Below are 13,686 nucleotides of genomic sequence, written 5' to 3' on the forward strand. Positions count from 1 at the left end.
GATCAGGTCTCCAGTTGTTGAAGGATATTGAGGGCAGCCTGCTGTTCAGCATCGCGCCGACTTCTCCCCTCCCCTAAGGCTTCCTTGCCCTGCATCTGACAACGAACCCGGAAATGTGGGGCATGATCCACCCCTTCGCGTGCCAGCAATTCGTAGACAGGTAAAGGATGATGACGCGCCTGCAGCCATTCCTGAAGACGGGTTTTTCCATCTTTATTGCCACCTTGCTGAAGCGCAGCGGAATCCAGTCCAGCCTGTTCCAAAAGACGGATGATGAGCGGAATCGCCACAGTCAACCCGCCATCCTGGTAAAGAGCTCCGAAAACGGCTTCCATGGTGTCTGCAAGAATGGAGGAACGCTGCCTTCCCCCACCTTGCAGTTCACCACTGCCCAATCGGATCACAGGAGCCAAGTCAAGAAACTGAGCCATGCGAAAGAGAGCTTCCCGATTGACCAGAAGCGAACGAACTCGGCTCAATTCACCTTCATCCCAATGCGGATGCCGTTCGTAGAGAACTTGAGCAGCCACCAGATTGAGAACGGCATCTCCCAGAAACTCCAACCGCTCGTTGTGAAGGTTAGAGTGACTGCGGTGGGTCAAGGCTTGCCTGAGCAGGGCAGCATCCTGAAAAGTATAACCGAGTCGTTGTTCCAAACCTGTGGGAGAAGTCACGTCAGGTCCGCATCAGGGAATGGAACGCCCGATCCGGTGGAGATCCTGAAAATTCATCCACACCAGTACCGCCTTGCCCACAATATTTTCATCTGGAACAAAGCCCCAGTAGCGGCTGTCCGAACTGCGGTCACGGTTATCCCCCATCATGAAATATTGCCCTTGGGGAACCTTGCAGGTAAATCCTTCATCTCCATATACGCAAGCCGAACGGAAGGGAAAATCACGAACCTCGGCAAGAAATACGGGAACTTGTCCGTCAAGGGTAATCATTTCATGGAGATGAGTCCCCAGTTTCTCCGTGTAATGATTGAATGTAGCATAGGTCAAAGGTTGATCCACATCCCCGAAGTTTCCATCGCGGACAGTGGGAACTTCCTGACCATTGATGATCAAGTGCTTGTTGATATAGGTCACCACATCTCCCGGTAACCCCACCACCCGCTTGATATAGTTGGTGGAAGGATCCTTCGGATATTTGAAGACCATGACATCGCCCCGTTGCGGCCGGTGCACGGGAATAAATACCCGATTGGTGATGGGCAGACGCAGGCCATAATCAAACTTGTTGACAAGGATAAAGTCGCCAATGCGCAGGGTAGGAATCATGGATCCCGAGGGAATCTTGAAAGGTTCGAATAGAAAAGATCGGACCACGAATACCGCCAGAATGACCGGGAAGAAACTTTTTGAAATTTCCAGCCAGGGCGCATCCTGATGAGCTTCCACCCGCCCCCCCCGGCGCCAGCGCCACCAGTCCCAACCCACCACCAGTCCCGTCAGAATACTGGCGGAGAGAAGAATTTCCGAAAACCCGGTAATCTTGAGCAAGAGACCAAACCCGCACACGAACAGGAGCAACCAGGCACCTTGAATCAGATTGCTCAGAGCCGGACTCAAGGAGGTCTGACGCCGATGCGAGAATAAGTCCCAACCCACCACGGGCACGGACAGAATGAGGCCTGCGATCCCCCAATAAAACAGATCCATCACTTGTTCTCCACTTTCAGGATGGCCAGGAAGGCTTCCTGAGGAATTTCCACATTGCCCACCTGTTTCATACGTTTTTTTCCGGCCTTTTGTTTTTCCAGTAACTTTCGCTTACGCGAAATGTCACCCCCATAGCATTTGGCCAATACGTTCTTGCGCAGGGCCTTGACATTCTCGCGCGCGATGATGTGGGCGCCGATGGCTGCCTGTACGGCCACATCGAACATCTGCCGAGGGATCAACTCGCGCATCTTGGCCACCAATTCCCGCCCACGGTACTGGCTGTTGGCCCGATGAACCACCAGAGACAAGGCATCCACCCGCTCCCCATTGATGAGAATATCCAATTTGACCAAATCGGCCGCACGGAAACTCTTGAATTCATAGTCCAAGGAAGCATAGCCACGGCTAACGGATTTAAGCCGGTCAAAAAAGTCCATGACTACTTCATTCAACGGCAACTCATAGGTAAGCACCACCTGCCGACCTGAGTATTGCATGTCCAACTGAACGCCGCGTTTCAGATTACACAGGGTGATCACGGGTCCCACATAGTCTTGGGGTAACAACATGGTAGCCGTGATGATGGGTTCCCGAATCTCGGCGATTTTGGAGGGATCAGGCAAACGCGCCGGATTCTCGATTTCTATCAGGCTCCCATCCTGCAATACTACTTCATAAACCACGGTGGGTGCCGTGGTAATGAGATCCATGTCATATTCACGCTCCAATCGCTCCTGAACTATTTCCATGTGGAGCAGGCCCAGATAACCGCAGCGAAATCCGAATCCCAGCGCTTGTGAAGTTTCCGGTTCGAAGTGAAGGGATGAATCATTCAAGCGAAGTTTTTCCAGTGCATCACGGAGCGCTTCATACTGGTTGGTCTCTACGGGATAGAGGCCCGCAAATACCTGTGGTTTTATTTCTTTAAAACCAGGCAAGGCGGTTTCAGCCGGACGCAGTGCCAGCGTCAAGGTATCCCCGACTCGGGCGGCTTGCAATTCCCGAATGCCTGCAATGACAAACCCCACCTCCCCGGCACCCAGGGATTCTCGAGGCAATGACTTGGGTGTGAATACCCCGACTTGCTCGCACAAATGAGTGGAGTGTGTGGACATCAATAGTATCTTGTCACGGGGACGCAATTGCCCTTCCATCACTCGCACCAGCATCACTACCCCGACATAGTTATCAAACCAGGAATCGATGATGAGGGCTTTGAGCGGAGCATCCACGGAACCCTTCGGTGCAGGAATACGGGCAATGACGGCTTCCAGAACTTCCTCCACGCCAAATCCGGTCTTGGCGCTGATCTGCAGGGCATTGGTCGCTGAAATGCCGATGATATCCTCGATTTCCGCCATCACCCGCTCGGGTTCGGCAGAAGGCAAGTCGATTTTGTTGAGCACCGGAAAAACTTCCACCCCCTGCTCGATGGCGGTGTAACAATTGGCCACGGTCTGAGCTTCCACCCCCTGAGAGGCATCCACCACCAGGATGGCCCCTTCACAGGCTGCCAGGGAACGGGAGACTTCATAGGAAAAATCCACGTGCCCGGGGGTATCGATCAGATTGATGCGGTAGGTCTGCCCATCTCTGGCCTTGTATGCGAGGGCAGCAGTCTGGGCCTTGATCGTGATGCCTCGCTCTCGTTCCAGATCCATGCTGTCGAGGACCTGAGCCTCCATTTCGCGAGCCGACAAACCGCCGCACAATTGGATCAATCGGTCGGCCAGAGTGGACTTGCCGTGATCGATGTGAGCAATGATAGAAAAATTGCGAATCAATGACATCCTGCTTCCTGTGTAGACAAAAAAAGGGCATCCAGAGCGATGCCCTTCCGGGGAAGGAGCGCTGGAGCAGCGCCCGCAGACCCGCTATTCTAGCCTGAAATCCAGAATACTCATACTGTTAGAACTCATTGCAGGGGAAGGGTGACAAATTCCGGGGGGCTATCTCCCCGTTTGACGAGCAATGCCACACGCACCGGCCCCTTGATTTTTTCCACCAACTGGTTGAATTCTCGGACCGAATGGCACTCATTGTTGTTCAGCGAGAGAATCTGGTCGCCAGGCTCCAAACCGACCTGAGCTGCCTCACCCCGCACTCCTTCAATAACAACTCCCTCCTGTCCCTCCCCCGGATCCGTCACTGCCAGTCCCAATCGGACCGCTGGTCCGGTGGGTTTCCCCCCGTGGGTCGTTCCTCTGCCCTCGCCCCGCGCGATTTTTTCGGCTGGCATATTCCCCACCAACACTTGCAGTGAACGCTCGGCACCCTTACGCCAGATCACGGCAGAAACCCCGGATCCGGATTTTACCGAACTGACGATGCGCGGCAAATCGGTTTGATTATTCACTGTCTTTCCATCGAAGCGGAGAATGATATCGCCGGGTTGAATACCGGCCCGTTCTGCGGGAGATCCCTTCTGTACGGACACCACCAACGCGCCTTCTGCCTTGGGCAAACCAAAGGAATCCGCCAGTTCCTTGCTCACTTCCTGAATGACCACACCCAACCAACCCCGGCTCACCTTGCCATGAAGACGCAACTCATCGGCCACCTGAAGTGCCACATCGATGGGAATGGCAAAAGACAATCCCATGTACCCCCCCGTCCGGCTGTAGATCTGGGAATTGATGCCGATCACCTCTCCTTTCATGTCGAAAAGCGGGCCTCCTGAATTACCGGGATTAATGGGCACATCAGTCTGGATGAAGGGTACCAGGGTTTCCTGAGGGAGTGATCGTCCTTTGGCACTGATGATCCCTTTGGTCACAGTGCTCTCGAAACCAAAGGGCGCACCAATTGCCACTACCCACTCGCCAACCCGGGCCTTGGCGGGATCCCCTGCCTTGACGGTGGGCAAACCAGTGGCATCGATCTTGAGCAGAGCCACATCTGTTTTAGGATCGATGCCGATGACTTTGGCCTTGAATTCACGTTTGTCGAGCAATTTGACGGTCACTTCATCTGCGCCCTGAACCACATGACCGTTGGTCAGAATGTAACCATCCGGGCGAATGATAAAGCCAGATCCCATGGAACTGGATTCCATCCCCGAACCTTGGGGTCCCATTTCAGGTACGGGGATGCCAAAATTGCGGAAAAACTCGAGCATGGGATCGTGTTCGGGAACCTTCGAGTTGGTTTCCCCTTCGGCAGGCGCCTTGGTGATGGCGCTGATATTGACCACCGTATTGGATTCATGATCTACGATGTCGGTAAAGTCAGGCAGATTTTCGGCCTGCACCAGTCCTATACCCAGCACCAATAGTCCAAGCAGTAACAATCGTTTCATCAGTGTGTTTCCTCCGTTATAGTCATGGATTGTCCTATGGCGGTGACAACCTCCTGAGGCACTTCTCCTACCACCACGATGCGATGTTGCCCCACCGTTCCGGAATAATAACTCAGTGCACTGGATTGAATTCGGGCCTGTACTGGGCGGAAGCCTTCCCCTTGTAATGGCCTGATGAATACGGAAAAGGAAGATAACCCATCAGAAAACACAAGATGTTCGAAGGGTGCTCCCGGCACCGCCGTGGATTGAATGGACATCTGCAGAATTTTACTGAAACCCGGAGGCAACGCCTGAATATCCCACTGATAGGACAGATGATCCGCCACCGGGGGAGGGAAAAAAACTTTTTTCCATTGGATTGAGTCCGGATAAGTGGGTTTCAGAAGTTCTGCCGACATAGGATCATCCTCGGAAACTTCAGTAAAAAGTAAGGTTTCCAAAGGTTCATGGTGCTGATCATAGGTTACTGCCTTGAGGATCAAATCCGTATCCACATCCGCACAAAACTCGTGATCGAAGCGCTGACGGTCCCGTGCGCGGAGCAAGATGCGCCGACACTCCCGTCCTGCCACGCGATTCATTCCGACCTGGGAAACATCATAATATCGGAGGTATTGCTCATAGGGAACTTCTATCAGGGCCGGGAAAAGATGCCGGGTATAACCTTTCTCGATGCGAATCTTGTGTTGTACCGGGTAGTAGCAGCGTGTTTCCTTGCCATCCCGAGTGATTTCCCGAGGACGCCCATCCAGCACCTCGATGCGAGTCAGTTCCTCTCCGTGAATGCGGGCATGCAGGATTTTGGATGATTCCATTTCGCTGCCCCTCTGAACCACATAGGTACCTCGGTAGGATTGATCATGGGCCGCATGGCTCAAGCGACTGAGCAAAGAAAGCGACTCACCGACGGGTTCGGGTTCGGATCCGGCTTGCCCCACCCCACTAATCAGCAATCCGATGACAGGAATGATCCCTTTGCCAAGTACCTTCAAGATCGAGAAACCTGCTTTTCCCGTACCCACTATCGTTGAGCAATTGTTTGTGGTGTATAATCAACGGTTTGAAACTCAGACAAAGGGGAACCCTGCCGATGCAATGCGACGAAGGTCTGAATATCCTTGTCAGAAACACCGTTTTCAATCGCGGCAGGCGCACTTTGCCCGTTTTGGGCGATAACCGGATTATTCGGCAAACCTGGTCGGAGCAAGGCAGTGGTCAAGACCACAACGGCAATGGCAGCAGCCATGGCCAACCAGCGTCGTTGTGACACCCCATCCAGCGGCAGGGGGGGGGCCATGGAGGATTTACCGGGCACCAGTACCGTCGGTTCGTCCTTGAGTGCCTGAGCTATCCGGCTGTGCAAGCGCGCCGGGGGCAACCGGGAATCACGCAACGTTTCGCCGATTAAATGAAAGGCGTGCCATGACTGCTGCAAGTCTGGATCGTGACGGCATCCCCCCAGCAACCGAGGTAGGTTCTCATCGTCCAACTCCCCATCCATGGCCGCTGACAAGCGCTCCAGTTCCATATCTTCCATTACCATCTTTTGCTCCCCAAAACCTCCAACAAGGGTTTCAATTTATGCGAAATGGCTTCTCGGGCCCGAAATATACGGGAACGCACCGTTCCGATCGGACAATTCATCATGGTTGCAATGTCTTCGTAGGACAGCCCTTCGATTTCTCTCAAACGAATGGCCGTTTTCAACTCTTCCGGAAGCGCTTCCATACTGTCGTTAACGGTACGCGCTATCTCGCGACTCAATAACTCTGCCTCCGGGGTATTCACGTCCTGAAGGAGATCATTGCCTTCATAGTATTCGGCTTCTTCCACCCCGATGGATGCGGGCATGCGACGCCCCTGATTCATGAGATGGTTTTTTGCAGTATTGACACCGATGCGGTAAAGCCAAGTATAAAAAGCCGAGTCCCCACGAAAGGAACCCAATGCGCGGTAAGCCTTGATGAAAGCATCCTGCGTCACATCCTCGGCTTCCGCCGGATCACGAACCAGTCGTCCCACCAAGCGCAGCAACTTGCGCTGATACTTGATGACCAATAACTCAAAAGCCAACTTATCCCCGCGCTGCGCTCGCTCCACCAACTGTTGGTCGATTTCCCGTTCGGTGGGTACAGGCGCCAAAACCACGGATTCCTGTGCCCCAGAGTCCCCGGCGGGAGAGCGCCCACCAGGGTGGGAAGCCAGGGATAACACGCGCGCAGAGGTTTGTGAGGGCATGGCATCATCCTTGTTGTCGGTTTGCATCCTGTCCTCCGTTGACCATTTCCTCATCCAATTGGTTCCCCAAGTGTGGGTATAATTACTCCCTTTAATTCCTCTGCCATAATCCATGACCCAAAGAGACAGTTTAACGTATGACGTGGTCGTTGTGGGCGCGGGGCCGGCCGGTTTAGGCTGTGCCATCCGCCTGAAGCAACTTTCCCAGAGTCGGGGCCAGGAACTCTCCGTGTGTGTTCTGGAAAAAGGGGCCGAAGTGGGTGCTCATATCCTCTCCGGAGCCGTCATGGAACCCCGCGCCCTCAGTGAACTTTTTCCAGACTGGAAACAACGCGGTGCTCCTCTGATCACCGCTGTCACGGAAGACCAATTTTTATTGCTGTCCGAGCGCCGTGCCTGTCGTCTTCCCACTCCGCCCCAACTCCATAATACGGGTAACTATATCGTCAGTTTGGGAGAGGTGTGCAAATGGCTATCCCTTCAGGCCGAAGCCATGGGCGTGGAAATCTACCCCGGATTTGCTGCCACAGATCTGTTACTGGGAGCCGAGGGCGAAGTTCAGGGCGTATTGACGGGTGACGTAGGGCGACTGAAGAATGGCCAACCCAGTCCCCGCTTTCAGCCCGGAATGGAGTTGCGAGCCCGTCAGACCGTGATTGCAGAGGGTTGCCGAGGGTCACTGGCTCGTCGGTTGAATGAACGTTTTTCCCTGTCAGCCGGCGCTCAACCTCAAACCTACGGTCTGGGGCTCAAGGAAATCTGGGAAGTGGACTCACCCTTGTACCGCCCCGGGCAGGTTACTCATACGGTGGGTTGGCCGCTGGACTCTCGAACCTATGGGGGATCCTGGATCTATCATCTGGATGACCGCCGGGTATCTGTTGGATTCGTGGTCGGACTGGATTACTCAAACCCTTACCTAGACCCTTTCGAAGAATTCCAGCGCTTTAAGACTCACCCGGCCTTACGCGCCCTATTCCAGGGGGGGCGACGGGTCGCCTATGGAGCCCGGGCCCTCAACGAAGGAGGTTGGCAGTCTATTCCCCGGCTCAGTTTCCCGGGCGGGATTCTCATCGGAGACAGCGCGGGGTTTCTCAATGTCGGCAAGATCAAGGGAAGTCATACCGCGCTCAAATCCGGAATGATCGCAGCAGAATCCCTTTATGAACATCTGAATGACACGCCGCAACTATCGGAATGCACCCTTTTTGAACCAGCCTTACGCACTTCCTGGGTCGGGCAGGAACTGAAAGCCGTACGCAATCTGCGCCCCGGTTTCCGCTGGGGACTGATCCCCGGCTTGATTCACGCAGCACTGGACACCTGGATTTGGCGAGGCCGGGCACCCTGGACACTTTCTCATGCCCACGCCGATCATCAGACCCTGCGCGCTGCCAGCGCCTGCACGCCCATTACCTATCCCAAACCCGATGGTAAACTGACCTTCGATCGACCCTCTTCGGTATTTCTGGCGCAAACTACTCACGAAGAAACCCAACCGGATCACCTGATTCTGGCTGACCCGAAAAAAGCCCTCACCATCAACTGGGAAATCTATCGCTCTCCGGAAACCCGCTATTGCCCCACGGGAGTTTACGAAATTGTAAATTCAAACACCCCGGAACGGCACCTGCAAATCAATGCAGCCAACTGCATCCACTGCAAGACCTGCGATATCAAGGACCCCCAACAGAATATCCGTTGGGTTCCACCCGAAGGCGGAAGCGGTCCCCAATACCCCAATCTTTAGGACAAGCGGGCGTTGACTACATCCAGTGTCATTGCCGCGCTGGCACTGGCTTCCTCTTCCGCCGCCCGTACTTCATTCAAGGCAGCATCGACGAAGGACTGATCCTTGATGGCAGGCACGTTGATCTGAACATTGAGGATGGCACTGCGAAGCGCCGCCAGTAGCGCGTGAACCGCCACCCCACTGTCGCTGAGCACATTGCGATGCCCCTGCTCGGCGGAGCGATGCGCCAGAGCAAGCCCATGCAAACAGGCTCGAATACAGGACAGAGGCACTTCCGTGGCATCCTGATACCCTTGTTGAATGGCGAGCGCACGACGATCAATGGCATCCAAACTATGCTTGGGCAACTTGAAAGCGCTCATCAACCCATCAAAAGCCACTGCATCAGCACTGATCATGGCCGTAAATTCCTGACGCAGCACTCCCGCCTCCTTGATTTGCTGTTCCATTTCCTGAAGCTGCATATCCTGCCCTTTTTTGCCCACCGTGACATGGGCTACCATGGCGATCAAACCGGCACCCATGGCGCCCATCAAGGCTGCGGCACCTCCTCCTCCGGGCGTGGGCGTTGCACTGGCCAATTCTTCCAAAAAGTCTGCAATGGATTGAGTCGTCATTAATCACTCCTGAAATCGGTATTCCCCGCTCCCGCGAGAAAAAAGGTTCTAAAGAGAAGCGGCCAGCAAGATACGGGCCCGCTCAAAAATCGCTTCCGCATCCAATACCAGATCATTGCTGTCGAACAGGCGTCCGATGCATTCCCGGTGCAGGGCCAGCTTGAGGGCTCCGAAACCCAAGGGCCCAAAACAGAGGACACCATGCCGAAGGGTGGCCCGATCAGTCATATCGATCCCACCAATGCCTACCGGTGGCGAAGCATTGGCATCGGCAATCAATTCCAGTCCGGTTGCCTGTGCCCACTGGGTTTCCTCCAGCATGGTCACACCGGAAGCCCCAGTGGATACCACGATTTCCTTGCCCTGAATACTCTGTCCACGGCTTTCCAGGTCCGGAGCGGCGGCAGCGGCCACTGTCAATCCATAACGTTGGTTAAGTTGCGCACAAACCTGACGGGTTCGCTCCAGTTGACGGCCCGTCAAGGTTACTTCGGCTCCTGCCCGCCCCAACATGACCGCAACCCGTTGTCCCACCGGACCGGTGCCTCCCAGCACGATCGCCTGTTTTCCTTCAATCGGACGGCCTTGAGTCAGCCAGGCCACACAGGCCGCTGCCGTCGTATTGGCCCCATTGCTGTCGAGCATCAGGGAGACCCGGAACTTGCCGAAGAATTTATTCTGAATAGCCGAAAAAAGGGATTCCCCCTCCACCAGATTACTCCCGCCCACGAATATGGCCGTATTTTTTTTATCCTTGGGTGCACGGGTAAAAATCGCTCCTTCTACCAAGGGACCCATATTATCGGGTGTGATTCCTCCGTAGGGAATCACTTGATCAGCACCACCATCATGAGCAACCACATTGTCAAAAACGGACGGCAGAAGGTCCGTATCCAACTGATAAAGCAATTTTTTCATCATAATCCTCAATGTATTACCGTTCCATCCCCCGCCATGGAGGAACGCAGGGACTCAAGCAGATCCCCCGGTGCTTCGATTTGACGGGCCAGTACCAAGGCACGGGGCAAGACATGAGCCGCGTAGAATGATACGACATTCTGCTTCTGACGATAGAATTCGGCGGGTAACCCCCCTCTGCCTTGAGCCGCAACCCACGCACTGCGTGTCATCCACCAGGCGCTCACACAGAGACTGAGCAGATGCAGGTAGGGAACCGCCACGCCCAGGCCCCAGCGGGGATCCGTTGCACCCTGGCGCAGCAGTCGTTCGGTGGCCTGTACCGTCAACTTCAGTACCTCTGCCTGCGCCTGAAGTATCGCCGACCCGACCTTCTCTCCCTCTTGGAACTCTTTCAGGGTCGCAGAAATTTCCTCGAGAAGTTCGCGCACGGCCAATCCCTGATCACGCCAAAGTTTGCGCCCCACCAGATCATTGGCCTGAATCCCCGTGGTACCTTCGTAGATAGTGGTAATTCGAGCATCACGGTAATGCTGGGCAGCCCCCGTCTCCTCGATGAAGCCCATACCACCAAAAACCTGTAAGGCTACATTGCTGGTCCAGACGCCCAATTCCGTACAATGCCCTTTCACCAGAGGGGTCAATAGATCTGAACGACGCTGTGCCCAAGCCTTGCGCTGAGGGTCGATTTCAAAGTGTGCCCGATCGATCATCCAGCCTGCATAATAGGCCAGGGTACGCCCTGCTTGCAGTCGTGCGTCCATTTCCACCAGCATGCGCAGTACATCGGGATGGTGGACGATAGGTTGAAGTTGGCTTTCCCCCACCGGCAAGCCTTGAATACGCGTGCGGGCATATTCCAGAGCCCCCTGATAGGCCCGTTCACCAATGGCCAGTCCCTGCACACCTACGGAAAAACGCGCCGCATTCATCATGACAAACATCAATTCCAGACCGCGATGGGGTTCTCCCAACAACTCTCCCCAGGCACCTCCTTCATCACCATAACTGAGCATACAGGTAGGACTGCCATGAATCCCCAATTTATGCTCCAGGGAAACGGTACGCACCTGATTGGGTGCAGCAAGGTTGCCTTGGTCGTTGAGGAGAACCTTTGGCACAATGAAGAGCGATAGGCCACGCACTCCGGCAGGCGCATCAGGCAGACGTGCCAGAACCAGGTGAATGATGTTCTCCGTCCAATCTTGATCACCGTAGGTGATGAAGATTTTCTGGCCAGTGAGACGGTAGGTCCCATCCCCCGCAGGCACGGCACGGGTACGCAGAGCACCCAGATCCGAGCCCGCCTGGGGTTCGGTGAGGTTCATGGTCCCCATCCAGGTTCCCGTGATCAGTTTGGGCAGATAGCGCGCCTTCTGTGCCGCTGTTCCCGCATAATCAATGGCTTCCACTGCTCCTCGAGTCAACAGGGGCCCCAGGGTAAAGGCCATGTTGGCTCCATGCCACATTTCTTCCAGGGGCGCAGCAAAAATGGAGGGCAGACCCTGTCCACCAAAATCCACAGGCGCCGTCAGACCATTCCAGCCTCCCGCCAGAAATTGTTCGTAAGCCATCTTGAATCCCTGCGGCGTGATAACTTTTCCCCCATCGAGATGAGCGGGTTCATGATCACCCACGGAATTCAGGGGTACCAACACCTCCTGAGTAAGACGGGCCGATTCTGCCAGCACGGCATCGAACAATGAGGCTTCTGCCCCTTCTCCGCCTGGAAGGGCAGCCAATGGTTCGAGACCTAACAATTCCTTGACCACAAAAGCCATGTCATTTAGCGGAGGAATATAATTCATGTCGGTTTTTCCTTATTAGAAATGTTCTTCTTCCCCAAGCAGACGCCATTGTCCCAAAGGCAAAGCCCCCAGGCGTACGTTTCCAATCCGTACCCGCTTCAGTCCGGTAACCCGTAACCCCACCAATTCACACATGCGCCGAATCTGGCGCTTACGTCCTTCCTTCAGGATAAAGCGCAACTGATCCGGGTTTTGCCAATCGACCTGTGCCGGACGTAGGTCCCGGCCATCAAGGGACAACCCATGATTCAGGAGTTTCAATCCCTGGGCAGGCAAGCGTCCCGACACACGTACCAGATATTCCTTTTCCACCGTAGAATCTGCTCCGATGAGGGTTCGTGCCACACGGCCATCCTGGGTCAGGATCAACAGACCCGTGGAATCGATATCCAGTCTTCCCGCCGGGGCCAGGCCACGCAGCAGCATCGGAGTCCACCCCCCCTTTGCCGAATCTTCACTCCAGCGATTTTCGGCAGTCACCAGTTGCACCGCCGGACGATACCCTTCCTCCGCCTGTCCCGACACCACACCAATGGGTTTATGCAAAATTACCGTCGCCCATTGCCGCTGCGCCCGTTGTGCAGCGGGGGACACAGTCAGGATCTGGTGTGGTGCCATTTTTGTACCTAATTCCATGATCTTTTTTCCATCCAGAAGCACCCAGCCCTGAAGGATCCACTGATCTGCTTCACGCCGGGAGCACAGACCGCGTGTCGCCATCACCTTGGAAATGCGTTCCAAACCCGTGTTCTCTGCTCCGCTCATGGATGTTCCGTGGTCACAAAAAAAGTCCCCGCATCATTCAAACCTTCGTGAATAGGTAAATCATGAGGCTCCCGGGGAACCTCGTCCACACACTGCTCGCGAAAAGCCAAAGCCAGACGCCAGGCGTGGGAGGCTTGAGGCAATAGACGATCATAATACCCGCCTCCATAGCCCAGACGCCCCCCCCGCCTATCAAAGAGCAAGCCAGGCACCAAAACGAAATCGAGAGTCTCCGGGCGCACAGGATCGCAAAGGTGCGGGAGGGGTTCTCGCAGTCCCCAGAGACCGGGAGGACCCAGTTCTGTATCAAGATCCCGTACCCGATAGAGCATCAAAGTATCACGGTCGATACGGGGCAATACCAGGGATCGTCCCAGTTTGAGGGTCGCGCGCAAAAGAGGCCAAGTGTTCAGTTCTGAACCCATGGACCCGTACAGCAGAAGAACCTGGGCCGCCTGGAAACGCGGATGCTCATGGAGCAAGCGATGCAAATCGAAACTGCGTCGTTCACGCTGGGCCGGGGGAATTTGAGCACGTTGTTGTAATGCCCAATGGCGCAGGGATTTCTTGTCGACATTCAAAGAGGGGAAAATATTCATGACCGTGTCCGGAACGATTG

Annotated in this window: 13 protein-coding genes; 1 reads left to right on the forward strand and 12 read right to left on the reverse strand. The window is 54.9% G+C overall.

What is annotated here, in order from left to right; genetic code table 11:
• Positions 1-2 precede the first annotated feature (2 nt).
• The 7 genes from rnc to rpoE form a co-directional block, all read right to left on the reverse strand.
• Positions 3-674, reverse strand: a complete 672-nt coding sequence (gene rnc, locus IV91_RS0103790) for a ribonuclease III (protein ID WP_197456322.1) — start codon at positions 672-674, stop codon at positions 3-5.
• 12 nt (positions 675-686) lie between these two features.
• Entirely contained in the window at positions 687-1,667 is a 981-nt protein-coding gene (gene lepB, locus IV91_RS0103795) for a signal peptidase I (protein WP_411463791.1), read from the reverse strand.
• On the reverse strand, positions 1,664-3,457 hold the full coding sequence (gene lepA / locus IV91_RS0103800; protein WP_031596134.1) for a translation elongation factor 4: 1,794 nt from the start codon (positions 3,455-3,457) through the stop codon (positions 1,664-1,666). Before lepA ends, lepB begins: the two co-directional genes overlap by 4 nt.
• A gap of 125 nt (positions 3,458-3,582) precedes the next feature.
• The gene (locus IV91_RS0103805) at positions 3,583-4,965 is read right to left on the reverse strand and encodes a Do family serine endopeptidase (RefSeq protein WP_031596135.1); all 1,383 of its coding nucleotides are present in this window, start codon (positions 4,963-4,965) and stop codon (positions 3,583-3,585) included.
• A complete protein-coding gene (locus IV91_RS0103810) occupies positions 4,965-5,990 on the reverse strand; it encodes a MucB/RseB C-terminal domain-containing protein (RefSeq protein ID WP_031596137.1) in 1,026 nt (341 codons plus the stop codon). Before IV91_RS0103810 ends, IV91_RS0103805 begins: the two co-directional genes overlap by 1 nt.
• The gene (locus IV91_RS16665; RefSeq protein ID WP_051862015.1) at positions 5,990-6,511 is read right to left on the reverse strand and encodes a sigma-E factor negative regulatory protein; all 522 of its coding nucleotides are present in this window, start codon (positions 6,509-6,511) and stop codon (positions 5,990-5,992) included. The genes IV91_RS0103810 and IV91_RS16665 overlap by 1 nt, the downstream gene beginning before the upstream one ends.
• Positions 6,505-7,233, reverse strand: a complete 729-nt coding sequence (gene rpoE, locus IV91_RS0103820) for an RNA polymerase sigma factor RpoE (RefSeq protein WP_233418387.1) — start codon at positions 7,231-7,233, stop codon at positions 6,505-6,507. The genes IV91_RS16665 and rpoE overlap by 7 nt, the downstream gene beginning before the upstream one ends.
• An 85-nt stretch (positions 7,234-7,318) precedes the next feature.
• Between rpoE and IV91_RS0103825 the strand changes: the two genes are divergently transcribed.
• Positions 7,319-8,956, forward strand: coding sequence for an electron transfer flavoprotein-ubiquinone oxidoreductase (locus IV91_RS0103825; protein WP_031596144.1), 1,638 nt, complete (start codon positions 7,319-7,321; stop codon positions 8,954-8,956).
• Here IV91_RS0103825 and IV91_RS0103830 read toward each other — a convergent pair.
• From IV91_RS0103830 to IV91_RS0103850, 5 genes are read right to left on the reverse strand one after another with little or no spacing between them, the layout of a single operon-like run.
• A complete protein-coding gene (locus IV91_RS0103830) occupies positions 8,953-9,576 on the reverse strand; it encodes a cyclodeaminase/cyclohydrolase family protein (RefSeq protein ID WP_031596146.1) in 624 nt (207 codons plus the stop codon). The genes IV91_RS0103825 and IV91_RS0103830 overlap by 4 nt on opposite strands.
• 48 nt (positions 9,577-9,624) lie before the next feature.
• Positions 9,625-10,494: an NADP-dependent methylenetetrahydromethanopterin/methylenetetrahydrofolate dehydrogenase gene (locus IV91_RS0103835; protein WP_031596148.1), complete on the reverse strand. Its 870-nt coding sequence runs from the start codon at positions 10,492-10,494 to the stop codon at positions 9,625-9,627.
• An 8-nt stretch (positions 10,495-10,502) separates the two neighbouring features.
• Positions 10,503-12,302: an acyl-CoA dehydrogenase gene (locus IV91_RS0103840; RefSeq protein WP_051862018.1), complete on the reverse strand. Its 1,800-nt coding sequence runs from the start codon at positions 12,300-12,302 to the stop codon at positions 10,503-10,505.
• Positions 12,303-12,317: 15 nt separating this feature from the next.
• The gene (locus tag IV91_RS0103845) at positions 12,318-13,067 is read right to left on the reverse strand and encodes a pseudouridine synthase (protein ID WP_031596151.1); all 750 of its coding nucleotides are present in this window, start codon (positions 13,065-13,067) and stop codon (positions 12,318-12,320) included.
• Positions 13,064-13,666: a 5-formyltetrahydrofolate cyclo-ligase gene (locus IV91_RS0103850; protein ID WP_035417077.1), complete on the reverse strand. Its 603-nt coding sequence runs from the start codon at positions 13,664-13,666 to the stop codon at positions 13,064-13,066. Before IV91_RS0103850 ends, IV91_RS0103845 begins: the two co-directional genes overlap by 4 nt.
• Positions 13,667-13,686 lie beyond the last annotated feature (20 nt).

The sequence above is a fragment of the Ferrovum myxofaciens genome (genome assembly GCF_000735045.1).
GTDB lineage: Bacteria > Pseudomonadota > Gammaproteobacteria > Burkholderiales > Ferrovaceae > Ferrovum > Ferrovum myxofaciens.